This is a genomic window from Qipengyuania nanhaisediminis (assembly GCF_045862805.1).
Lineage (GTDB): Bacteria > Pseudomonadota > Alphaproteobacteria > Sphingomonadales > Sphingomonadaceae > Erythrobacter > Erythrobacter nanhaisediminis_A.
Genome location: NZ_AP025760.1, coordinates 2,316,610 through 2,339,880, shown reverse-complemented (window position 1 = coordinate 2,339,880; position 23,271 = coordinate 2,316,610). Strand labels below are relative to the sequence as shown.

Here is a 23,271-nt window from a genome sequence, read left to right as displayed (position 1 = left end):
CATTGCCAGAATTGATTAGTCACGGCCCGCGATACCTTGTCGCGGGCCGTGTCTGCCTGTTCAGGTTCCCGACTTGGCGACCGTGACCAGCTTGGTTTCGGTATAGCCGAGATAGCCTTCCAGCCCGCTTTCCGACCCGAACCCGCTATCGCCCGTGCCGCCAAACGGTGTCTCGGGCGAACCGACCGCGAAGTGATTGATCGCGACCATGCCCGCGCGCAAATTGTCGCCGAGATAGTGGCTTTCGTCGAGCGAGCCGGTGAAAGCGTAGGCGGCGAGGCCATAGCGAAGCGAATTGGCGATGCGCACCGCGTCCTCGATGTCGTCATAGGGCACGATCCCTGCCACCGGGCCGAAAGGCTCTTCGGTCATCAGGCGCGAATCGGCTGACGGATTGGCGATGACGGTGGGCTCGAAGAAATGGCCCGGCCCCTCGATCGCCTTGCCGCCGGCGACAATCTCGCCCTTTTTGCCGCCGAGCGATCCCATCAGATCCTGCATCGCGGACACGCGGCCGGCATGGGCGAGCGGGCCCATGTCGACGCTGTCATCGCTGCTGGCATCGCCGACCTTGAGCTTCTGCGAACGCGCGGCAAATTCGGAAACGAAGCGATCGTAGATGCCGCGCGCGACGAGGAAACGCGTGGGCGAGACGCAGACTTGCCCTGCATTGCGGAACTTGGTCCCCGCACAGGCTGCCACGGTGCGTTCGAAATCGGCGCTTTCGCCGACGACCACAGGAGCATGGCCGCCGAGTTCGGCGGTGTAGCGCACCAGGTTCTGCGCCGCGAGCGCGCCCAGCTGCTTTCCGACCGCGGTCGAGCCGGTGAAGCTGGCCTTGCGGATCGCGGGATTGGTGAGCAGCTGCTCGGAAATCATCGCCGGGTCGCCATAGACGAGGTTGAGCACGCCATCGGGAAGCCCGGCATCCACGAAACATTCGACCAGCAATTGCGTGGTGGCAGGCGTGGTCTCGGCAGGCTTGAGCACGCAGGTGCACCCGGCGGAGAGCGCGCCGCCGAGCTTCTTGGCAGGCAGGTTCACGGGGAAGTTCCACGGGGTGAACAGCGCCGCGGGTCCGATCGGCACCTGGGTCACGCGCTGTTCGAGCAGCGAGTGGCTGCGCACCGGCACCAGCCTGCCGCCCTGGCGCTTGGCTTCCTCGGCGAGAAAGTCAATGAGGTCGGCCGCGCCCTGGGTTTCGCCCAGGGCCTGGGCGTGCGGCTTGCCCATTTCGAGCGTCATGACCCTGGCGATGCCCTCGGCCCGCTCGCGCAAGAGTTCTGCGGCCTTGCGGATGATGCGATAACGCTCGATCCCCGGCGTGCGGCTCCACGAAGGGAACGCGGCATTGGCAGCCTCGATTGCCGCGTCGAGCTGCTCCTTCGAGACCTTCGGTGCGCGCCCGACCTCCTGTTCGTTCGCGGGATTGTTGACCGCGAAGGAGCCGGCTCCGCCGTCGGCAATCCATTCGCCGCCGATCAGCATCTTGACTTGGGGGTAAGCGGTCATGGGAGGCTCCTGCAATTGGTGTTGTCCGTTATCGGCCCCGGATCGGGGCGTCGCATGCGCAGTCCTGTCCATGAGGCTGCGCGCGTAATTGTGCTGCCTATCTGGCGAATGGCGTGGTTTGTTTCAATTGAAACCTTGTGGCTCTTCGACTAGCGGGGGCGCGAAACCGCATTCCCCAGGAGAGAATCATGCTCGTCGGTGTCCCCAAGGAGATCAAGCCGCAGGAATTCCGTGTCGGCCTCACGCCCGAAGCAGCGCGCGAATATGTGAGCGCAGGCCATTCGGTAATCATCGAGACCGGTGCCGGTCTTGGCATCGACAAGACCGATGACGACTACCGCCAGATCGGCGCCGAGATCGTCGACAGCGCCGAAGAAGTGTTCGCCCGCGCCGAGATGGTGGTGAAGGTCAAGGAGCCGCAGCCCAATGAATGGGTTCAGCTGCGCGAAAATCAGATCCTTTTCACCTATCTGCACCTCGCTCCCGACCCCGATCAGGCGCGCGGCCTGATGGAATCGGGCGTTTCGGCGATCGCTTACGAGACTGTCACCGATGCCAAGGGCGGACTGCCGCTGCTGGCCCCGATGAGCGAAGTGGCAGGGCGCCTTTCGATCGAGGCGGGCGCGCAGGCCCTTCGCGCCAGCAATGGCGGCCGCGGCACCCTGATGGGCGGCGTCCCCGGCGTTCTCCCCGCGCGGGTCGTGGTGCTCGGTGGCGGTGTCGTCGGGACGCAGGCGGCGCGCATGGCCGTGGGCCTCGGCGCGAATGTCGAGATTTTCGACCGCTCGCTTCCGCGGCTGCGCCAGCTCGACGAGATGTTCCAAGGCCGCGTGAGCACGCGTTATTCGACGGCTGGCACGATCGAGCAGGCGCTCGCGACTGCCGACGTGGTGGTCGGCGCAGTCCTGATCCCGGGGGCCAGCGCGCCGCACCTCGTGCCGCGCGAAGACCTGAAGCTGATGAAGAACCGCGCGGTGCTGGTCGATGTCGCAATCGATCAGGGGGGCTGCTTCGAAACGTCGAAGCCCACCACGCACCAGGAGCCGACCTACGAGGTCGACGGCATCATCCATTATTGCGTCGCCAACATGCCCGGCGCGGTGCCGCTCACCTCGAGCTATGCGCTCAACAATGCGACGCTGCCCTTCGGGCTCGCCCTCGCCAAGCACGGGGTCGAGGCCTGCAAGATGGACCCCCACCTCAAGCCCGGCCTCAACGTCCACCAGGGCAAGATCGTCAATGAAGCGGTGGCCGAGAGCCTCAACTTTTGACCGTGGCATCCGCCTCGAATTGAGCGACACCAACGAAAAGGGGGGCGAGCAGCCCCCCTTTTTTGTCGGTCAGCCAAAGTGGTTGTGGCTCAGGCCTCGACCACCTTCTGCTCGATACTGCCGAAGATCGAGTGGTTGTTGCCATCGCGCATCTCGATCTTCACCGTATCGCCCGGACGCATGAAGCGGGTGCTCGGCTCGCCATCGCGGATGGTCTCGATCATGCGAATCTCGGCGATGCACGAATAGCCCGCGCCCCCTTCGGAGACCGGCTTGCCCGGACCGCCATCGCTGCCCTTGTTGCTGATCGTGCCCGATCCGATAATCGTGCCTGCGCCCAGATTGCGGGTCTTCGCCGCGTGAGCGACCAGCTGCGCCATGTTGAAGGTCGCGTCCTGGCCGACCTCGGCCCGGCCAAAGGGTTCGCCGTTGTAATCGACCATGAGCGGGAGGTGGACGAGGCTATCCTTCCAAGCATCGCCGAGTTCGTCGGGAGTGACGCAGACGGGCGAGAAGGCGCTGGCCGGCTTGGACTGGAAAAAGCCGAAACCCTTTGCGAGTTCGCCCGGGATAAGGCCGCGCAGCGACACGTCATTGACCAGCATGACCAGCTTGATGTGGCCGGCGGCATCATCGGCGCTGACGCCCATCGGCACGTCATCGGTGATCACCGCGACTTCGCCTTCCATGTCGCAGCCCCATTTGACATCGCCCAGCGGGATATCGGCGCGGGGAGGGAGGAAATTGTCCGATCCGCCCTGATACATCAGCGGGTCGTGATAAAAGCTTTCGGGCACCTCGGCATCGCGCGCATTACGCACCAGCTCGACATGGTTGATATAGGCCGAGCCGTCGGCCCATTGATAAGCGCGCGGCAGCGGCGAATGCGCCTCGCGTTCGTGGAACCGTTCGCACGGCACCGCCTCGTGCTCGACATCGCGCGCCAGCACTTCGAGTTCGGGCGCGATCCGCTCCCAATCGTCGAGCGCGGCCTGGAGCGTAGGCGCGATATTGTCAGCCGCGCAATAGCGGGTGAGGTCTTTCGAGACGACGACGAGCTTTCCGTCGCGGGTGCCATCGTTGAGGGTTGCAAGCTTCATGGTTCGGACCTCTCGGGATTGTCGGGTTGGTTGTCGGGGTGGGCGCGCTCGAAGGGAGCGAGCGCGTTGCAGGCCGCTTCGATCGCGCACATGCGCGGGGACCGGGACAGGTCGTATCCGAAGCGGCGCGCATTGTAGAGCTGGGGAATGAGGACCGTCTCGAACAGGCCGGGCGCATCGAACAGGAAATCGCCCGTTCCAAGCTGGGCGAGCCGCTGTTCGACCGGTTCGAGCGTGCGTGCGAGCCAGTGGCGATACCAAGTGCCCACGTCATCGTCGGAGCGGCCATATTCGTTCTTGAGATATTTGAGCACCGGCAGGTTCAGCGGCGCGTGCAGTTCGGTCGCGATCGCATAGGCGAGTTCGCGCGCGGTGTAGCGATCCTCGATGGCGGAAGGCAGCAGCGCGGGCTGAGGATAGGCTTCGTCCAGCCATTCGATCAGCGCCATCGACTGCGCGCGGTCGCGGCCATCGGCTTCGAGCATCGGCACGCTGGCGAACGGGTTGCGGCTCGTGAAAGCGGGGTCCTTCTGCTTCGCCTGGAGCAGATTCACCGGCTCGTGTTCGTAAGCCAGCCCTTTCAGTTCGAGCGCGATCCGCAGCCGGTAGCTGGTCGATGAGCGATAATAGCCGTGGAGCTTCAAAACGCGGCAATCCCGGTGATCGCACGGCCCAGGATCAGCGCATGGACATCGTGCGTGCCTTCATAGGTATTGACGGTTTCCAGGTTCACGGCGTGGCGGATCACCTGGTATTCTTCCGAAATGCCGTTGCCGCCATGCATGTCGCGCGCTGTGCGGGCAATGTCGAGCGCCTTGCCGACATTGTTGCGTTTGACCACGCTGATCATGTCGGGGCTGAAGCGGCCTTCGTCCATCAGCCGTCCGACGCGCAGGCTCGCCTGAAGGCCCAGCGCGATATCGGTGAGCATGTCGGCGAGCTTTTTCTGGAACAGCTGCGTCGCGGCGAGCGGACGGCCGAACTGCTTGCGGTCGAGCCCGTATTGGCGCGCGGCGTGCATGCAGAATTCCGCTGCGCCCAGCGCGCCCCACGAGATGCCGTAGCGTGCGCGGTTGAGGCAGCCGAACGGCCCCTTGAGGCCGGAGACATTGGGAAGCAGCGCGTCGCCGGGCAGCTTCACCTCGTCCATAACGATCATGCCCGTGGGCGACGCGCGAAGCGAAATCTTGCCCTCGATCTTGGGCGCGGACAGCCCTTCCATGCCCTTTTCAAGCACGAAGCCGCGGATCGCGCCGTCATGCGCCTCGCTCTTGGCCCAGACCACGAAGACATCGGCGAAGGGGGAATTGGAAATCCATGTCTTCGAGCCGGAAATGACGTAGCCGTCGCCGTCCTTCTTGGCGTAGGTCTTCATCCCCGCAGGGTCCGATCCGGCATCGGGTTCGGTCAGGCCGAAGCAGCCGATCAACTCGCCCGAGGCGAGGCCGGGGAGGTATTTCTGGCGCTGCTCCTCGCTGCCATAGGTATAGATCGGGTGCATCACGAGGCTCGACTGGACGCTAGCCATCGAGCGATAGCCGCTGTCCACCCGTTCGATTTCGCGCGCGATCAGCCCGTAGGCAACATAGGAGGCTTCGGCGCCGCCATATTCTTCGGGAATGGTCGCGCCCAAGAGGCCCGCCTGGCCCATCATCGGGAACAGTTCGGGCGCACTCGCCTCATTGCGGAATGCCTCGATAACGCGCGGCTGGAGCTCGCTCTGGGCAAAGCCGCGCGCGGCATCGCGGATCATCCGTTCGTCTTCGGTGAGCTGCGTTTCGAGGTCGAAAGGGTCTTCCCAGTTGAACGGGACAAGCCCGGCACTGGCGAGTTCGGGGGACGAGGGGGCGTGCACTTATGGCTCCTGAAACATGTCTTGGCGCGGCCTGCTTTCGCAGGCTTGGCCCCGCCTATCAAGGCTTGTGCGCGGCCCGAATGCGCGCCCGCACCACGGTCGCGCATGCAAGCGTGCACTCGGGCGGCGCATGGGGTGATCGGCGGTGGAGCAAGGCTCGCCCTGGCAAGCCGAAAGCGGCAGGTGGCGCGAGCGGGTTGTCAGGCGGCGGTCGCGGCCGGCTGGTTCAGGGCCGCATCGACTGCACGCAGCACGTCGGTCGGCGGGCAGGGCTTGATCAGCGTTGTCGCCTTGGGAAAGTGCTTGCGGATTTCCTCGGGCGAATGGCGGCCCGAATGAAAGATCACCGGCACGTCTTCGTCGGCGAGTTTCTGCGCGAGGGGATAGACCGCGCCATCGGACAGGCTGACATCGAGGATCGCGAGGTCCGGTTTTTCTTTCTGGAAAGCCAGCATGGCGGAACTGATCCCGGCATGAGGCCCTTCGATCCTGTATCCGGCTTCTTCGACCGTGTCGCACAGATCGAACGCGACGATCATTTCGTCTTCGGCAACTAGGATACGCTGGCTCACAACTGGTTCCCCCCTGATGGGATGCTGACCCTGTGTTGAGCAATTAACACACGCCGAGGCGATAGGTTCCATTAAAACCGTCACCGGTTCCGACCGAACTGCTCGGCAAAGCCGGTCTCGTCGCCGCTGGAGAGCAGGCGCGCCTGTTCGACCCAATGATCGCGCTCGATCCGGCCGCTGAACCGGCCGAGCGTTGCATCGATGCGCGCGATATCGTCGTCGGACCAGCTCGCGATCTGTTCGAAGCGGGTGATCCCGTGCTGGTGAAGCATCGCGACGAGCTTTGGTCCCACGCCCTTGATCCGGCTGAGATCATCGGCTCCCGTCGCGTCCGCTGCTGCCCCTGCCGGTGCCGGAGCGGTTGCCGGTGCGGGTGCCGGTGCGGGTGCTGGTGTCGGTGCGGGCGAAGGTGACGGATCGGCAGCGGATTGCGCCGCACCGGGCGCGGCGTGGCTCGCATCGACATGCGCGCCGGCCTCGGCATCGGCATCGGCGCGGGCGGCCGCTACCTCTTGCGTGTTGGCGTTGGCAGAGGTCTGCCCGATCGTGTGCTCGACCGCATTGGGCGCATCGATCAGCGCCTGGTTGCGCGTCGCGGGCGGGGCGCCGTCGTCGAGCACGTCGCTCCCGCTGGTCTCGTCATCCACGATCGTCGTCTTGCGGGTGGAATGCATGAACATCCAGATCGCCAGCACGACGAACAGCAGGCCGAGTGCGATCAGGATGGCGTATTGAAGGTTCTCGGAAGGCATGTCAGCTCCTTGGATCGGGACGAGAAGGGTTGGCGGTTTATCTATGTCGGTGCCCGTCACCCGGCAAGTGCGGCGCGCAGGTCCACGGCAAGAAAGCGGCCGGGACCCGTCAAGGTTCCGGCCGCTCGCTATGTCAGGAAGAGGTTGGGAAGAAAGGCGGGTCAGCCGCCGCCGCGCATCCCTGCTGCCAGCGCGTTGAGTTCGATGAATTCCTGCCGCAGGAAATCGCTCTGCCGCCCGGCAAGACGTTCGACATCCGCATGGGTGAAGCCCATCATCAATTCATCGCCGCGCAGCAACTGGCCGAAGGCAGCGACCGATGCGGCGAAGGCAAAATCGCCGCGCGGGGCCCGTGCCCTGGCAAAGGATCCGCGCGAGACCACGGTGTCGATCAGCCGCGAAGTGTCTCCGTCGGGCAGCTTGAACCGCAGCTTGACATGCGCGGCTTCGGCGGCCCGCTCGAGCGCGGCGGACGAGGGACGGTCCTCGTAGCGGCGCGGCGCGATCCATCCCTGCGATCCGGCTAGCGCGACCTCGTAGATCGCGGTGACCTGGTGGCCCGCGCCGATATCGCCTGCATCGACAGCGTCATTGTCGAAATCCTCTTCGCGCAAGGCCCGGTTCTCGTAGCCGACTAGGCGATACTGACTGATCACCGCCGGGTTGAACTCGACCTGAATCTTCACGTCCTTGGCGATCGTGAACAGGGTCGAGCTCATTTCGTCGCCGAGCACCTTCTTCGCTTCGAGGGCGCTGTCGATATAGGCGTAATTGCCGTTACCCTTGTTGGCGATCTGCTCCATCATCGCCTCGTTGTAATTGCCCTGGCCAAAGCCGAGCGTGGTGAGCGTGATGTCGCGGTCGCGGTAATCCTCGATCATCTTGACCAGCGCATCGCGGTTCGACACGCCGACATTGAAATCGCCGTCGGTCGCAAGGATCACGCGATTGACCCCGCCGGTGATGAAATTGTCCTCGGCGATGTTGTAGGCGAGCTGCAGACCCGCTCCGCCTGCGGTCGATCCGCCCGCGCGCAGATTGTCGAGCGCGCGGCGGATTTCGCGGATGTCGTTGGTGGGTTCGAGCACGAGACCCGCGGCCCCTGCATAGACCACGATCGAGACGCGATCGTCCTCGCCCAGTTCGCCGGCAAGGCCCGAAAGCGCGGTCTTTACCAGCGGCAGCTTGTCGGGGCTGCGCATCGATCCCGACACGTCCATCAGGAAGACGAGATTGGCGGGAGGACGCTCGGCGCGCTCGATATCGTAACCGCGCAGCCCGATCCGCATCAGATAGGTGTCGTCGTTCCACGGGGAGCGCGCGACATCGGTGGTGACCGAAAAGGGAATGTCGCGGCTTTCGGGCCGGTCATAATCGTAGCGGAAATAATTGATCATTTCCTCGGTCCGCACCGCGGCTTGCGGCGGGATTGCACCCTGCGAAAGGAAACGGCGGGTGTTGGCATAGGCGCCGGTGTCGACATCGACGCTGAACGTGCTGACCGGTTCGGCGCTGGCGAGCTTGACCGGCGAGACTTCCTCGCCGTCATAACGCTCGCGGCCCGGATCGGTGGGGACGACCACCGGCGGAACCGTGTAGCCCGGCGGCGGCGGCGCGGCGCCTCGTACCGCACCCGAGCGGTTGCGACCTGGTCCGGCCTGGTCTGCGGAAACCACCGCGACCGGTGCCGCGCTCTCGAGGTTCGATTGCACTCGGCGCGAGCCGGTGACGGTTATTGACTGTTCGGCCTCGGAGACAGCCACTGGCGGCGGCGGCGGCGGCGGCGGCGGCGGCGGTGGAGGTGGCGGCGGAGCGGCCGTGGCGGTGCCGGTCTTGCCCGGCACAGCGTCGCCCGTGCTCGCGACCTCGCTCGATTGCGGCGCGCATGCCGCGATCGCCAAGCTCAGCGCAACGATTCCGGTAAGACGTGAAACCTGCATGAAAACCTCCCCTTCAATGACCCTGACGAAAGGTCACGCCCGGGGCGTTAATCGCGACTGAACGCTGATGTCAGGTAGCTGAAATGACGCGACGCACCATGCCGCGCGGTCGCCTGGATCAGGGCTTTGAGTGGGTCTGCTCGGGCTCGGGGATCGGCACCACTTTCTTGCGGAACAGGACCTTGTCCTCTTCGCCAAAGCCGCGTTTCCATATGACCCATAGATAGACCGCGAGAATGGTCGGCGCGCCAATGGCGAGTTCGACCCATTCGGGGGTGAATTCGGTGAACAGGAACCCGACGACGACTGCTGGCGCAGACGCATAGACCAGCGCCCAGCGCCAGTTCGATACCGGCGCCTTGAGCAAGGTCTTGAGCACCAGCGCCTTGATCAGGCTCGACGTGCCCAGCGCGATGAACAAGGCGGTCGCCGCTCCCGCAGCCTTGAACCCGTCGCCAAGCCCCAGGTGGTCTGCGAGGATGATCAGCCCGATCGTCAGAGCACCCTGGAGGAGGATGATCCCGACGCTGATCGCGAGGTTGCGCTTGCGCGCGATATAGACGAGCACGCTTTCGGATACGACTGCCATCGAGGCGACGACCTCGGCGGCGAGCAGGATCGCCAGAGCGCCCGTGCCTCCGACGATCGCCGGTCCGCCAAGCCCCATGACCGCCTCGCCGGGGATGGCCAGCATCAGCGCGATGCCGACCTGCAGGGCGATGATCCAGAAACCGACCTGGCGCACCTGTGCTGCGATCGCTTCCATATTGCCGATCTTGAGGTTCTTGGTGATGACCGGCGAGAGGATCGGCTCGAAGCTCTGCTTGAGCTTTTGCGGGATCGAGACGATCTCCTTGGCGAAGAAGTAGATGCCAACGGTCGCTGCCGAAGCCGACTGGCCGATCAGGAACACGTCGAGCAGCCGCGTGCCGCGCTCGATCACGTCGGCCCCGATCAACGGCAGCGCGCGCGCGGTCATCTTGGACAGATAGCGCGGGCGTGGGCGCCAGCCGGAGGGCAGGCCATAGGTTCTGAGAAAGGCGTAGAGCGCGGTGAAGAACGCCGCATAAATCGCGGCGAGGAATGCGAGCGCCAGGCCACCTGCGCTGAGCATTGGAATGAAGAACAAGACCCCCAGGGCGAGCGATTTCACCCATGGTTCGACCAGCGCACGCGCGCGCACTGTCGTGGCGATGTCATAGCGATAGGCCTGTGCCGCGAGGAGGATCTCGGTCAGCGCGAAAGCCGGGATCGCGGCGATCATCCACATGTCGAGATCGCTGTTGGTACCGCTGGGGAAGATGATCACCGGGAAAGCCACCAGGGTCGCGCAGGCAATGAGCGAGAAGATGAGCGAGGCGAGCATCCCGTCGAAGACGAGATTGACCCGCGTGCCGTCATCTTCCTCCGCACCCAGGGTCAGGCGCTGCGCGAGCCCGCGCTTTTCGCCCAGCGCGCAGATCAGCGCGAGAATCTCGATGACCACGAAGGCGACTGCGAAACGCCCCATTTCATCGACCCCGTAAAGCCGGTAGCCGATAAACAGGAAGGGGATGCCGCCCAGCGCGCGCAGGAGGAAGCCGATCGTGTTGGTGCGCCCGCCCTTGGCGAGTGTCGCCATGTCGTCGCCGCCCTTGGCAGGTTCGGCGTGGCCCGGTGATGAGACGGTGTCGGTCACGCGATATCCGGCTGGTCGCTATGGGCCTCGGCGCGCAGCGGCCGCGCGAGCAGGTCTGCCACCACCCGCCGCGGCGAGGCGCCTGCGAGAATGGCATTGACCGCGATGACGATCGGCATGGCGATAGACCGTTTCTGCGCGAGTTCGGCGAGCACCGGCGCAGTGTGCGCTCCTTCTGCGACCGTGGTGCGGTCCGCCATGAGCTCGGCTGCCGAAGCCCCTTCGCCCAGCGCCTTGCCGAGCGAGAAATTGCGGCTCGAGGTCGATGAGCAGGTGAGAACAAGGTCGCCCAGCCCGCACAGGCCCGCCAAGGTCTCGGCCTCGGCACCAAGGCTCTCGCCAAAGCGCAGCATCTCGGCATAGCCGCGCGCGATCAGCGCCGCGCGCGCATTCTGTCCGAGCCCCAGCCCTTCGACCACGCCGCAGGCAATCGCGAGCACGTTCTTGATCGACCCGCCGATCTCGGCGCCGGTCACGTCGTCCGAATAATAGGGGCGGAAGGTGGGCCGCGCGATGACCGGCGACAGCCGCTCCCATTGCGCCCGGCCACCTTCGCAGGCGAGCGTGACCGCGGTGGGAAGTCCGGCGGCGACCTCGTGCGCGAATGTGGGGCCGGACAAGACCGCGATCTGGGCGCCGGGCGCTGCGTGGCGGGCAACTTCGTTCATCAATCGCCCGGTCCCTGCCTCGATCCCCTTGGAACACAGGACAAGATCGCGCGGTTGCTCTGCCAACTGGACGAGCACGTTGCCAAGCACCTGCGCCGGCGTCACTGAGAGCACAGTGTCGATCCCGGCAAGGTCCGACAGCGTGCCAGTTGCACGGATCGTGTCGTGCAATTCCGCGCTCGGCAGGTATCGCGGGTTGCGACGCGTTTCGTTGATGGCTTTGACCACCTCCGCCTCATAGGCCCACAGCGTCACCTCTCGCCCGTCGCTCGCCAGCATCTGCGCCAGCGCGGTGCCCCACGCGCCCGCTCCGATCACTCCCACCTGTGACGTCATGCCTTCACTCCTGCCCCGCGCACGGCCTCGGCCTCCGGGTCGAGCGGCCATCGCGGCCGCGCCTTGATATCGAGAGGATCGCCTGCAAAGTCAGGATCGATCGCCAGTTTCTCGCATCCCGCCCAGGCGATCATCGCCGCATTGTCGGTGCACAGCGCCATCGGCGGGGCGGAAAAGGTCATGCCGCGGCTGGCGGCGAAGGTTTCGAGAGCGCCGCGCACGCGCGCATTGGCCGCGACCCCGCCGGCAACCACCAGAGCCGGAAATTCCCCCTCGCGTGAGAGCACTTTATCGAGCCGGTCGAGCAGGCACTCCACCGCGGCCTGCTGGAAGCTCGCCGCGATATCGGCGGACGCATATTCGCCGCTGTCATGGGCGCGCAGCACCGCGCTCTTGAGGCCGGCAAAGGAGAAATGCGGTTCGCTCGACCCTTTCATCGGGCGCGGCAGCGGCACCGCGTGGGGGTCGCCCTCGCGCGCCAGCTTCTCGACCGCGGGACCGCCCGGATAGCCGAGACCGAGAATCTTGGCGGTCTTGTCGAAGGCTTCGCCAAGCGCATCGTCGATCGTGGTTGCGAGCCGGCGATAGCGGCCGACACCAGCGACGCCGAGCACCTGGCAGTGGCCGCCCGATACGAGTAGCAGGAGATAGGGAAAGCCGAGCGCGGGATCGGCGAGCCGCGGCGAGAGCGCGTGGCCTTCGAGATGGTTGACCGCGATCAAGGGCTTGTCCGCAGCCATGGCGAGCGCCTTGGCGCTGACGAGGCCGACCATAACGCCGCCGATCAGGCCCGGCCCGGCAGTGGCCGCGACTGCATCGATCTGGTCAAGGCCGAGCCCGGCATCCTCCATCACCGCGTAAAGCATCGGGGCAAGCCGTTCGGCATGGGCGCGCGCGGCGATTTCGGGCACGACACCGCCATAGGGCGCGTGCTCGGCCTCCTGGCTCGCGATCCTCTGAGCAAGGATTTCGCGATCCGAAGTGACCAGCGCAATCGCGGTCTCGTCGCAGCTGGATTCGATACCCAGCACAGTGTGTGTCGGCGCTCCCATCGCGCTTCCATCTAGATGATGTGCCCGCTAGGGCAAGCGTGGCCATGAATGATAGCGAACAATCTTCCGCCCCGATGCGCCCGCTGATCCGGCTCGGCACCCGCAATTCGCCGCTTGCCATGGCGCAGGCGCGCGAGGCGCGCGAGCGGCTCTGCACTGCCCATGGCTGGGACGAGGACGCGGTCGAACTGGTGCCGGTGGTGGCGAGCGGGGACAAGGTGCTCGACCGGCCGCTGGCCGAAATCGGCGGCAAGGCGCTGTGGACCAAGGAACTCGATGCCTGGCTGGCAGAGGGACGGATCGATGCGTCGGTCCATTCGGCCAAGGATGTCGAAACGCTTCGCCCGCGAGCCTTCGCCTTCGGGGCCTGCCTCGTGCGTGCCGACCGCCGCGATTGCCTGGTCGGTGCCCGCTCGATCGCCGCCATTCCCCAAGGCGCGGTGATCGGCACATCGGCCCCGCGCCGGGCGGCGCAATTGCTCAGCCTCAGGCCCGATTGCCGGGTGGTGACGCTGCGCGGAAATGTCGCGACCCGCCTGGCCAAGCTGGAAGCGGGGGAGGCGCAAGTCACCTTTCTCGCGGCTGCGGGGCTTGAAAGGCTCGGCCAGGGCGAACTTGGCGCACCGCTTGATTGCGATGAATGGCTGCCCGCCGCGGGGCAGGGCGTGATCGCACTCGAATGCCGCGCCGATGACGAGGGTGTGCGCGCGCTTCTCGCCGCGATCGATCACCGCGAGACGCGCCGGGAACTCGAAGCCGAGCGCGCTTTGCTCGCGCATCTGGGCGGGACATGCCATTCGCCGGTCGCCGCCTGGTGCAGGATGAAGGACGGCGTGCTGGCGGTCGATGCGGCGCTCTACAGCCCCGACGGGAGCGAATGCGTTCGTGCGGCGATCACCGCCAGCCCGGGTGACCTTGGCGCGATAGCCGACCTGGCAGGCGACCTGTTGAAGCGCGCAACGCCGGATATTGCCGCGCATTTCGGCAAGGAGCCGGCGCAAAGGTGACGGCCAAGGTGATCGTGACCCGCCCGCGGCCCGGGCTTGACGACACGCTTGCGCGGGCAAGGGCCGTGGGTCTCGATGCGGTCGGTCATCCGCTGAGCGAGATCGAACCGCGCGGCTGGCACGGTCCCGATCCCGAACAGGTCGATGCGCTGCTGGTCGGCAGCGCCAATGCGATCCGCCACGGGGGCGAAGAACTGCGCCGATATGGCGGCAAACCGGTTCACGCGGTCGGCAAGGCCACCGCCGAGGCCGCGCGCAGGGCCGGCTTCGCTGTCGCCTCCGTGGGGAGCGGCGGGCTTCAGAGCGTGGCGGATACGATCAGGCCGCCCTCGCGGCTCTTGCGGGTCGCCGGGGCCGAGCACGTGCCGCTCGGCGTAGCGGAAGGCGTTTCTGTCACTACGGTCATTGCTTACGAGGCTGTCCCGCTCGCACTGCCCGAGGCGCTGCGCGACATGCAGCAACATGACCTTGTCGTCATGCTCCACTCGGCCGGTGCGGCGGCGCAATTGGCAAAAGAAGCGCGTCGGCTCGAACTCGACCCCTCGCGCATCGCCCTGGCCGCGATCGGGCCGCGCGTGGCCGCGGCGGCGGGCGATGGGTGGCGCGCTATCCACGTTTGCGACACGCCCAGCGATGCCGCTTTGTTGGACATGGTCCGCCGCGCGTGCCTATAGAAAGCGATGGGAGGGGCACGGATAACGATCCGGCCCCGCGATTGATTATTCGCAGGAACGACCACGCCGATGGAATCACGTTTTGGCAGCCGCAGGAAGCCGACCTCGACGAGGCGCTTCATGCTTGCTGCATTCGCCTCGTTCCTCGCTGGCGGCGCGCTGGTGGGATACGTGGTCTATTACAATCTGAGTGCGCGTGACGATGCGGTGATCGCTGCCGCCGACCCTTCGGGGGCGGCTGACATGGCAGCGGCAGCGAACGAGCCGGTCGCCTCGCCCAGCACCGCGATCACGGCCTCGCCGACACCGCTCGCCGATGCCGTGGCCGCGCTGGAGGAAGGCGACCGCGAGGAAGCTGCGCTTGCCGTGCGCAATGTCGCCGCGCAGCAAGGCGGTCTCGATCAGCGTCTGGCAGCCGCCGAGCAAAGGCTCGCGCGGCTCGATCTCCAGGCCCAGGCCGCCGCGGGCAATGCCGCGCGCGCCGAAGGGCTGCTGATCGCCTTTGCCACCCGTCGCGCGGTCGAACGCGGGGCGGAACTGGGTTATCTCGCCGACCAGCTGCGGCTGCGGTTCGCCGACCAGTGGCCCAATGCGGTGAACACGATCATCAATTTCTCGCGCAATCCCATTCGCATCGACAATCTCACCGCGCGGCTCGACGGGCTTGGACCCGAATTGATCGAGCGCGACGAGGGAATGAGTTGGGAAAGGCTCAAGCAGGAGGTGGCACAGCTCTTCGTGATCCGTCGCGAGAGCACGCCGTCACCGCAGCCTGAAAGGCGGCTCGAACGCGCGCGCACGGCGCTCGAACAGGGACGTTTCCAAAATGCCATCGACGAGATTAGCGCAATGCCCGGCGCCGAGCAGGCCGAGAGCTGGATCGCCGATGCCATTCGGTATCGCGACGCGATGCAGGCGCTCGAAGTGATCGAGACCGCGGCTGTGCTCGACCAGAGCGGACTGCGCGACGGGGCGGGCAATATCGTCAACCAGCCGAGCCCGGTCGACCAGTCGGGCGACGACTAGGCGCGTCTCAGGCCTTGAGCAATTCTGGCAGGTCGCCCGAAACACCGCGCGCCTCGTCCATGAAGAAGGTCTTGAGCAGCGGCGTGCGTTGCACCGCCGACATGCCCAGCCGTCTGACAGCGCTCGCGGTCCTGCCGGGAACGCCGAACAGTCGGGTCAGCCCGTCGGTTGCCAGCGCCACCATGAAGCTGTCCAGCCCGCGCCAGTTCTCGTAGCGCTTGAGCAATTGCGCATCGCCCGGGTCGAGACCTATCCGCATGCCGTCCGCGATCACTTCGACCAGCGCGCCGACATCGCGCAGGCCCAGGTTGAGCCCCTGGCCCGCGATCGGGTGGATGCCGTGCGCCGCATCGCCCACCAGGGCGAGCCGGGTATCGGTGATCTTGGCGGTGTGGTGAAAGCCGAGCGGCCAGCTCGACCGTGGGCCTGCGCCAGTGACTTCGCCGAGAATATCGCCCATGCGCTTTTGCACCTCGGCGAGGAAGGCGCGGTCCGACAGCTTGGTCACGCCCGCGCCATCGGCCTCGGACACGGTCCAGACCAGCGAGGAGCGGTGCGTGCCGTCGGGATCGTCGCGCATCGGCAGCAGCGCAAACGGGCCGGCAGGATAGAAGATTTCCCAGGCGACATTGCCGTGCGGCCTGGAATGCGAAAGCCCCGCGATCACTGCGCGGTGGCTGTAATCCCACTTGGCAATCGCAATCCCGGCTTCCTCGCGCGTGGGCGAATTGCGTCCCTCCGCAGCGACCATCAGCCGGCCCTTGAGCGTGCGGCCATCGGCAAGCGTGGCACTGGCGCTGAATTCGCCGCGTTCGCGGCTGGCGATCTCGGCTTTCGGGACCCAGTGGATCAGAGGCTGGGCCGCCGCCGCTTCGAACAGCGCGAGCCGGAGGCGGCGATTGGGAAACATCCTGCCCAGCGTGCCTTCATGCGCTTCCGGGGTGAAATCGAGCCGGCCCGGGCGGTTCTGGTCGGTCACCGCGATGCTGGCGATGTCACAGGCGAATTTTTCGAGACCATCGGCAAGCCCGATATTGCGGAACAATCGCCAGCTGGCGGTCGAGATCGCGGTGGCGCGATCATCGAATCCCTCGCGGGTCAAATCGGCCGGGTCAGCGCGGTCGATCACGTGGCTCGATAGCCCGCGATGCGCTGCGGCAAGGGCGAGCGTCATGCCCACCAGCCCGCCGCCAAGGATCAGGAGGTCGCGTGTCTCGGTGTCGGGATTGGCCATGCGCGTCTCGTAACCCTTCAAGCTGTCTTTGCGAATAGCCATTCGGCCCGCTAGAGGCGCTCCTACGTTGGCTGACAGGCAAGAGGCAAGATTGTTCGCTGCATCCCGATTTGCGCCGCATGCATGGGTGAAAGTGCTGCTGCTCGCCATAATGGCGCTCGTCTGGGCGGCAGGCGTACGGGCCCAGGACATTCCCGCCCAGCCGCGCTATGGCGATGACAATATCGCGGTCGCGCTTTACGCCGACGGCGCCCCGCGCGCGGGCGAGACCTGGATGCTGGCCTTGCGCTTCACCCCGTCGAGCGATGAGTGGCACGGCTATTGGTCGAACCCGGGCGATGCAGGGCTCGGGATGGATTTGCGGCTGGCCTTGCCCGAGGGCTGGACAATGGGCGCACCGCTTTACCCGGTCCCGCAAAGACTGGTGCAGGAATTGCCCAGCGGACCGTTGATGAACCACATCTACAAGGGCGAGTACGCGGTTCTGATGCCGATCGCGGTCCCCGATGACGCCGATATCGCGGGACTTCCGCGCATCGAGGGCTTCGTCGAATTTCTCGCCTGCACCGATACGGTTTGTGTGCCGCAGGATGCGCTGCTCGAAGCGCGGCAGGGCGGCGATTTCGCGCGCTGGCGGTCCGAGATCGCTCCGAAACTGGCTTCGGCTGCGAGTTTCGAAGCAAGCGGCAATGTCATTCGGTTGGCGATTCCCCTGCCTGCGACGGTCGAGCTGGCCAACCCGCATGTCTTCATCGCCAATACCGGCCTCGTCGCCTATGCAGAGCCGCAAGTGTTCCGCAGGGCCGGGGACACCCTCGTCGCCGAGCTTCTGCTGGATCGCTATCAAGCCGAACTGCCGGCTGAGGTCGAAGGCATCGTGTCGTTCGGGACCGGTGCCGGGGTTCGGTTCGGCGCGATCGCAGGACCGGTGCCCGATGGCGGGGAAATGATCGCGGGACCGGTCGAATATGCCGGAATCCCGCCGCTCTGGACGCTGTTGCTGGGCGCGCTCGTTGGCGGACTCATTCTCAACATCATGCCGTGCGTATTTCCGATCCTCAGCCTGAAGGCCTTGTCGCTCGTTCGCGCTGGAGGCAGCGAGGCAGCAGCGCGCGCCGAAGGGTTGGCCTATACCGCCGGGGTCGTTCTCGCCTGTATCGCGCTCGGTGGGCTGCTCCTGGCCCTGCGCGCGGCGGGCGAGCAGGTCGGCTGGGCCTTTCAATTGCAACAGCCCGCATTCGTGATCGCGCTGCTGGTGCTGGCGAGCGTGATCACCGCCAACCTGGCGGGGGTGTTCGCCTTGCCGGGCATCGATACCGGCGGCGGTGCGCGGCGCGGGGCTTTCGCGACCGGGCTGCTCGCGGCGGTCGCGGCGACGCCGTGCACGGGCCCGTTCATGGCCGCCGCGCTTGGCGCAGCCTTGCTGCTTCCCACCATGCTCGCGCTGGCGCTGTTCGCGGCGCTGGGGCTGGGTCTGGCCCTCCCGTTCCTCGCGCTCGGCTTTGTGCCGGCGCTGCGCCGCATGCTGCCAAGGCCGGGGCCATGGATGGAGCGTTTCCGCCGCGCCATGGCGATCCCGATGGGGCTGACGGCGCTCGCGCTGCTGTGGCTTGCCGTGCAGCTTGGCGGGCGTGGCTTCGCGCTGTTCGCGCTCGTGACGCTGTTCGGGATCGTGCTCGCGCTGTTCGTGGTCGGCAAGCTGCAACAGGCGGGCAAGATGGCCTGGCCTGCCTTCGGACTCGTCGCCGCGCCGTTCCTGATCTTCGGTGCCTTTGCCATGCCGGCCGCCTACGATCCCGGCGAGCAACGCAGCGCCGCTTCACGAAGCCTGCTCGCCCCGCAACCTTTCAGCGCCGAAGCGCTCGGTGAGGCCCGGGCCTCGGGCAATCCGGTGTTCGTATGGTTCACCGCCGACTGGTGCGTCACCTGCAAGGTCAATGAGGGCCTCGCGATCGAGCGGGAGGCGACCGCGAGGGCATTCGCCGATGCGGGCGTGATCGCCATGGTCGGCGACTGGACCGATGGCGACGAGGCGATCACCCGCTTCCTGACCGAACAGGGCGCGGCGGGCGTGCCGCTCTACCTGTGGTACGAGCCGGGCGGCGAGGCCGAGCAATTGCCGCAGGTCATCACTGCCGACATGCTGACCGAACGCGCCCTTCGCGCGCGTCGAGCCGCTAGAGCGCGCGGCATTTCTCGAGAAATTCGCCCGCGAGCCGTCCGCGATTGAGCGTCACGGTGCCGGCGCCGGGCACGGTCAGCGTCACCGCGCGCGCACCGGCGAGCGGCTCCCACGCGCTGTCGGAAGCCGGGCGCCCGCCCTGCCACACGCGGCGGCCCCCGACTTCGATGGCATCGACCGCGATCCTGCCGATATGGCCGTTCCCGACCAGGGCAAGCAGCGCCCCGGCACCTTCGTCGGCAGGAGCGAGTCGCGTGATGCTGATGTTCGGCAAGGAGCCGTCCTCATTCCGGCATTCGAGCGCGACCAGCGCGGGCTGCCCGGGAACGCCATAGATCAGCCGCGCGCTGTCATTGGGCGACACCGCCCAGATCGCTCCTTCGATATCGGGCGAGGGCAGCGGCTCGGAGGCGAATACGGGCTCGCTCGCGGGCAGGTCCCGGCGCATGTCGGCATCGGTCGGCGGCGGTTTGCAGGCGGCGATCGTAGCCAGCGTGCAGCATGCGACGAGGGTGGGCAGGGTGCGAGTCAATTTCAGGCGCTCTTTTCAGCGAGTGTGCAGCGCGACTAGACCGTCCGACGCGCGATAGGCAAATTCACACACCCGAAATTCGACCGAAATCGCGCAGGCCGCCGGCTTGGGGGGGTCAGGGCTTGCCGCCCATGCGCTTGTAGCGGGTCTTGCCATAGCGGGTCTTGCGGGTGCCGGGGCGGCCGGCATCCGAACGGCCCACGCGCGGTGCCTTGTGCTCGCCTTCTGGCAGGCCGAGCTCGTCGTTCTCGAGCTTGCGGATCTCGTCGCGCAACCGGCCCGCTTCCTCGAATTCGAGATTGGCCGCCGCCTCGCGCATGCGTTTTTCGAGGTCCTCGATATAGGCGCGCAGATTGTGGCCGACGAGGTTGTTGTGCGCATCGTCGCCAATATCGACGGTGACCCCGTCCTGGCTCGCGGTATGAGCGACGATGTCGGCGATTTGCCGCTTGATCGTCGTCGGCGTGATTCCGTGTTCCTCGTTATAAGCCTGCTGCTTGGCGCGGCGGCGATCGGTTTCGGCAATCGCGCGCTCCATGCTCCCGGTCATCCGGTCGGCATAGAGGATGACCCGGCCATCGACATTGCGCGCCGCGCGGCCGATGGTCTGCACCAGCGAAGTCTCCGAGCGCAGGAAGCCTTCCTTGTCGGCATCGAGGATGCACACCAGCCCGCATTCGGGGATGTCGAGCCCTTCGCGCAGCAGGTTGATGCCCACGAGCACGTCATAGACCCCCATGCGCAGGTCGCGGATAAGCTCGATGCGTTCCAGCGTCTCGACATCCGAGTGCATGTAGCGGACCTTGACACCCGCCTCGTGCATGAACTCGGTGAGGTCTTCGGCCATGCGCTTGGTGAGAGTGGTGACCAGAGTGCGATAGCCGGCCTTCGCGGTCTTCTTGCACTCCTCGATGCAGTCCTGCACCTGGTCCTCGACAGGGCGGATTTCGACCGGCGGATCGATCAGCCCGGTGGGCCGGATGACCTGTTCGGCGAAGACGCCGCCGGTCTGCTCCATCTCCCACGAACCCGGCGTTGCCGAGACGCAGAATGTCTGCGGACGCATCGCGTCCCATTCGTTGAAGCGAAGCGGGCGGTTGTCGATGCACGAGGGCAGGCGAAAGCCGTATTCGGCGAGCGTGATCTTGCGGCGGTGGTCACCGCGCGCCATCGCGCCGATCTGCGGCACCGTCTGGTGGCTTTCATCGACGAACAGCAGCGCGTTTTCGGGTAGATATTCGAACAGGGTTGGCGGCGGCTCGCCGGGAAGGCGGCCGGTCAGGAAGCGCGAGTAATTCTCGATCCCCGCGCATGAACCGGTGGCCGCGATCATTTCCAGGTCGAAATTGGTGCGCTGTTCGAGCCGCTGGCGTTCGAGCAGCTTGCCTTCTTCCTCGAGTTCCCGGAGCCGGTGTTCGAGCTCGTGCTTGATCGCGGCGGTCGCCTGTTTCATTGTCGGACCGGGCGTCACGTAGTGCGAATTGGCGAAGACGCGCACCTTGTCGAGGCTCGCCCCCTTCTTGCCGGTAAGCGGATCGAATTCGCTGATTTCCTCGATCTCGTCACCGAAGAAACTGATCCGCCAGGCGGTGTCCTCGAGGTGGCTCGGAAACAGTTCGAGATTGTCGCCGCGCACCCGGAAATTGCCGCGCGCGAAGGCGGCATCGTTGCGCTTGTATTGCAGCGCCACGAGCTTGCGGATCAGTTCGCGCTGGTCGACGCTGGTATCCTTCTTGATGTCGAACACCATCGCCGAATAGGTCTCGACCGAGCCGATGCCGTAAAGGCACGAGACCGAGGCGACGATGATGACGTCGTCGCGTTCGAGCAAGGCGCGGGTGGCCGAGTGGCGCATCCGGTCGATCGCCTCGTTCACGCTCGATTCCTTCTCGATATAGGTGTCGGAGCGCGGGACGTAGGCTTCGGGCTGGTAATAGTCGTAATAGGAGACGAAATACTCGACCGCGTTTTCGGGAAAGAAGCTCTTGAACTCGCCATAGAGCTGCGCTGCGAGGATCTTGTTGGGCGCAAGGATCAGCGCCGGGCGCTGCAAAGTCTCGATCACCTTGGCCATGGTGAAGGTCTTGCCCGAGCCGGTGACGCCAAGCAGCGTCTGCGTCTTGTCGCCCTCGCGAGCGCCCTCGACCAGTTCCTTGATCGCGGTCGGCTGGTCGCCTGCCGGTTCGTAATCGGAGACCAGCTTGAATTTCTTGCCCGGCATCGCCTTGTCCGGGCGGACCGGGCGGTGCGGGGTGAATTCCTCGCCGGTCTCGGGCTCGGCAAGCCCGCGGCGGATGATCAAGCCTTGGTCGTCCATGCGAACAGATATGGTACGCCGTTTGCGGCTTGTGAAGCACCCGAGCGCGCTTTAGCCTTGCAGGCCTTGTTTGAGGAGATGCCAAGATGACCCATTCGCTGGCGGCTGCGGCCGGTTTCGCGGGCCTTTGTGCCCTGTCCCTGGCCCTGGGAGCCTGCTCCGACGGGGCCATCGATGCCGATAGCGACGGCGATGGCGAAGTCTCGCGCGAGGAAATGGCCGCTGCCTCCGATGCGATGAGCGACCAGGTCAAGCCGCTTCCCGGCGAATACCGCGCCACGGTCAATTTCATCGAAGCCGACATCGCCGGGGCGCCGCCCGAAATGATGGAAATGATCGGCAACCAGATGAGCAGCACGAGGACCTTCTGCATGACGCCCGAAATGGCCGATGAGGGTTTTGGCGAGGCGATGCAGGAAGGGCAGGGGGCCGACAATTGCACCGTCAACAAGATGACGATCGACAGCGGCACGATGGACATGGCGATGACGTGCTCCGACCCGCAGGTCGGCGAAATGCGCATCTCCATGAACGGCGATGTCTCGCCCACCCGCTCGGACGTGACCATGGTCAGCCAGGGAACTTTCGGCCCGCTTGGCGAAGGGCGGATGGAAATGAACTTCGTGCAGGAGCGCATCGGCGACTGCGAAGGCTGAACGCGCGCGCGGGCAAAGCGGCAGGACCTCGAGCGCGCGGCTAATAGCGGGGAACCGGACGCGGGCGGCGCTCATTGCATTGGGCAAGGAGTTTCCCGCAGACAGCCATGGCCAGCCGCGCGCCCTTTTCGCTTCCCTCTCTACCCGCGTTCGAGCAATTCGACCTCGCGCGGCGCCTGCAATTGGCGAGCGAACCCGATCCCGAACCTGAAGTGACACGGCCAAGGTGGCGCCGCGTGCTGGGCGAGCTTGAATATCTTGTCGAGCCTTTGCTTCGCCCGTTCCGCAGGCTCGACGTCGCGCCATCCGCCAACCCGTCAGTGGTGCTTGTCCTTCCCGGCTTCGGTGCGCATCCCGAACGCATGCGCTACCTCGCGCGCCAGATCGAGCGGGCCGGTCACAAGGCCAAGCGCTGGGGGCTGGGCTGCAATTGGGGTGCGAGCGCTTCGACGATAGACCGGCTCGAAGACCGGCTCGACGAATTGTGCGCGCGCTATGACCGGCCGATCGTGCTGCTCGGCTGGAGTCTAGGCGGGCTGTTCGCGCGCGAACTGGCGAGACGCCGGCCGGACTGCATCGCCAAGGTGATCACCATGGGATCGCCGTTTTCCGGCAGCCCGCGCGCCAACAATGCCTGGCGGATCTACCAGTTCATCGCCGGACACCGGGTCACCGAGCCGCCGATCGAGGCCGATATCGCGGCCAAGCCGCCGGTCGAGACGGTGGCCTTGTGGAGCCCGCTCGACGGGCTGATCGCGCCGCGCAGCGCCGCCGGCTTTCCCGGAGAACGCGACCGCGCGATCGCGCTGCGCTGCACGCATATGGGCTTTTCCTATTCTCCCCAGGCCATCGCGGCCATTCTTCAGGAACTTGAGCGCGACTGAACCTTTCTCTTAGCGAGGGAGCG

General features: G+C 65.9%; 20 protein-coding genes. 7 read left to right on the top strand and 13 right to left on the bottom strand.

All coding sequences use genetic code 11. The features are described 5' to 3' along the window. Nucleotides 1–60: 60 nt before the first annotated feature. Nucleotides 61–1,512: an NAD-dependent succinate-semialdehyde dehydrogenase gene (locus ACKTSM_RS11380; protein WP_407874766.1), complete on the bottom strand. Its 1,452-nt coding sequence runs from the start codon at nucleotides 1,510–1,512 to the stop codon at nucleotides 61–63. A gap of 188 nt (nucleotides 1,513–1,700) precedes the next feature. On the opposite strand from ACKTSM_RS11380, the gene ald reads away from it, so the two are divergent. Continuing rightward, on the top strand, nucleotides 1,701–2,783 hold the full coding sequence (ald, locus tag ACKTSM_RS11375) for an alanine dehydrogenase (protein WP_407874765.1): 1,083 nt from the start codon (nucleotides 1,701–1,703) through the stop codon (nucleotides 2,781–2,783). 89 nt (nucleotides 2,784–2,872) lie between these two features. Here ald and ACKTSM_RS11370 read toward each other — a convergent pair whose 3' ends face one another. The 9 genes from ACKTSM_RS11370 to tsaD all read right to left on the bottom strand — a co-directional run bounded on the left by ACKTSM_RS11370 (nucleotide 2,873) and on the right by tsaD (nucleotide 12,736). Beyond that, nucleotides 2,873–3,883, bottom strand: a complete 1,011-nt coding sequence (locus ACKTSM_RS11370) for a fumarylacetoacetate hydrolase family protein (protein ID WP_407874764.1) — start codon at nucleotides 3,881–3,883, stop codon at nucleotides 2,873–2,875. Then, the gene (gene maiA, locus ACKTSM_RS11365; protein ID WP_407874763.1) at nucleotides 3,880–4,527 is read right to left on the bottom strand and encodes a maleylacetoacetate isomerase; all 648 of its coding nucleotides are present in this window, start codon (nucleotides 4,525–4,527) and stop codon (nucleotides 3,880–3,882) included. Before maiA ends, ACKTSM_RS11370 begins: the two co-directional genes overlap by 4 nt. Then, nucleotides 4,524–5,738 carry an acyl-CoA dehydrogenase gene (locus tag ACKTSM_RS11360; RefSeq protein WP_407874762.1) on the bottom strand — a complete coding sequence of 405 codons (1,215 nt, stop codon included), beginning with the start codon at nucleotides 5,736–5,738 and terminating at the stop codon, nucleotides 4,524–4,526. Before ACKTSM_RS11360 ends, maiA begins: the two co-directional genes overlap by 4 nt. Before the next feature lie 200 nt (nucleotides 5,739–5,938). Then, nucleotides 5,939–6,310 carry a response regulator gene (locus ACKTSM_RS11355; protein WP_407874761.1) on the bottom strand — a complete coding sequence of 124 codons (372 nt, stop codon included), beginning with the start codon at nucleotides 6,308–6,310 and terminating at the stop codon, nucleotides 5,939–5,941. Nucleotides 6,311–6,390: 80 nt separating this feature from the next. Next, nucleotides 6,391–7,062 carry a hypothetical protein gene (locus tag ACKTSM_RS11350; RefSeq protein ID WP_407874760.1) on the bottom strand — a complete coding sequence of 224 codons (672 nt, stop codon included), beginning with the start codon at nucleotides 7,060–7,062 and terminating at the stop codon, nucleotides 6,391–6,393. A gap of 161 nt (nucleotides 7,063–7,223) precedes the next feature. Then, on the bottom strand, nucleotides 7,224–9,002 hold the full coding sequence (locus tag ACKTSM_RS11345) for a vWA domain-containing protein (RefSeq protein WP_407874759.1): 1,779 nt from the start codon (nucleotides 9,000–9,002) through the stop codon (nucleotides 7,224–7,226). Nucleotides 9,003–9,120: 118 nt separating this feature from the next. Further along, nucleotides 9,121–10,623, bottom strand: a complete 1,503-nt coding sequence (locus ACKTSM_RS11340; RefSeq protein ID WP_407876361.1) for a lipopolysaccharide biosynthesis protein — start codon at nucleotides 10,621–10,623, stop codon at nucleotides 9,121–9,123. Between the two features lie 53 nt (nucleotides 10,624–10,676). Beyond that, entirely contained in the window at nucleotides 10,677–11,684 is a 1,008-nt protein-coding gene (locus ACKTSM_RS11335) for an NAD(P)H-dependent glycerol-3-phosphate dehydrogenase (RefSeq protein WP_407874758.1), read from the bottom strand. Continuing rightward, entirely contained in the window at nucleotides 11,681–12,736 is a 1,056-nt protein-coding gene (gene tsaD, locus ACKTSM_RS11330) for a tRNA (adenosine(37)-N6)-threonylcarbamoyltransferase complex transferase subunit TsaD (protein ID WP_407874757.1), read from the bottom strand. The genes ACKTSM_RS11335 and tsaD overlap by 4 nt, the downstream gene beginning before the upstream one ends. A 74-nt stretch (nucleotides 12,737–12,810) precedes the next feature. On the opposite strand from tsaD, the gene hemC reads away from it, so the two are divergent. From hemC to ACKTSM_RS11315, 3 genes are all read left to right on the top strand, one after another. After that, entirely contained in the window at nucleotides 12,811–13,743 is a 933-nt protein-coding gene (hemC, locus tag ACKTSM_RS11325) for a hydroxymethylbilane synthase (protein ID WP_407876360.1), read from the top strand. After that, nucleotides 13,740–14,417, top strand: coding sequence for a uroporphyrinogen-III synthase (locus ACKTSM_RS11320; protein WP_407874756.1), 678 nt, complete (start codon nucleotides 13,740–13,742; stop codon nucleotides 14,415–14,417). The genes hemC and ACKTSM_RS11320 overlap by 4 nt, the downstream gene beginning before the upstream one ends. Before the next feature lie 120 nt (nucleotides 14,418–14,537). After that, a complete protein-coding gene (locus ACKTSM_RS11315; protein ID WP_407874755.1) occupies nucleotides 14,538–15,443 on the top strand; it encodes a hypothetical protein in 906 nt (301 codons plus the stop codon). Between the two features lie 7 nt (nucleotides 15,444–15,450). Here the strand turns inward: ACKTSM_RS11315 and ACKTSM_RS11310 are convergent, their stop codons facing one another. After that, the gene (locus ACKTSM_RS11310; RefSeq protein WP_407874754.1) at nucleotides 15,451–16,719 is read right to left on the bottom strand and encodes an FAD-dependent monooxygenase; all 1,269 of its coding nucleotides are present in this window, start codon (nucleotides 16,717–16,719) and stop codon (nucleotides 15,451–15,453) included. 49 nt (nucleotides 16,720–16,768) lie between these two features. On the opposite strand from ACKTSM_RS11310, the gene ACKTSM_RS11305 reads away from it, so the two are divergent. After that, nucleotides 16,769–18,907, top strand: a complete 2,139-nt coding sequence (locus ACKTSM_RS11305) for a protein-disulfide reductase DsbD family protein (protein ID WP_407874753.1) — start codon at nucleotides 16,769–16,771, stop codon at nucleotides 18,905–18,907. On the opposite strand, the gene ACKTSM_RS11300 is transcribed toward ACKTSM_RS11305, so the two are convergent. Continuing rightward, nucleotides 18,855–19,391 (bottom strand): hypothetical protein, encoded by a 537-nt coding sequence (locus ACKTSM_RS11300; RefSeq protein WP_407874752.1) that lies wholly within the window; start codon nucleotides 19,389–19,391, stop codon nucleotides 18,855–18,857. The genes ACKTSM_RS11305 and ACKTSM_RS11300 overlap by 53 nt on opposite strands. 115 nt (nucleotides 19,392–19,506) lie before the next feature. Further along, nucleotides 19,507–21,708, bottom strand: coding sequence for an excinuclease ABC subunit UvrB (uvrB, locus tag ACKTSM_RS11295; protein ID WP_407874751.1), 2,202 nt, complete (start codon nucleotides 21,706–21,708; stop codon nucleotides 19,507–19,509). Nucleotides 21,709–21,794: 86 nt separating this feature from the next. Here uvrB and ACKTSM_RS11290 point away from each other — a divergent pair, with 86 nt between their 5' ends. Together ACKTSM_RS11290 and ACKTSM_RS11285 are read left to right on the top strand one after the other, a co-directional pair. Further along, nucleotides 21,795–22,364: a DUF3617 domain-containing protein gene (locus ACKTSM_RS11290; protein WP_407874750.1), complete on the top strand. Its 570-nt coding sequence runs from the start codon at nucleotides 21,795–21,797 to the stop codon at nucleotides 22,362–22,364. 107 nt (nucleotides 22,365–22,471) lie between these two features. Next, on the top strand, nucleotides 22,472–23,248 hold the full coding sequence (locus ACKTSM_RS11285; protein ID WP_407874749.1) for an esterase/lipase family protein: 777 nt from the start codon (nucleotides 22,472–22,474) through the stop codon (nucleotides 23,246–23,248). Nucleotides 23,249–23,271 lie beyond the last annotated feature (23 nt).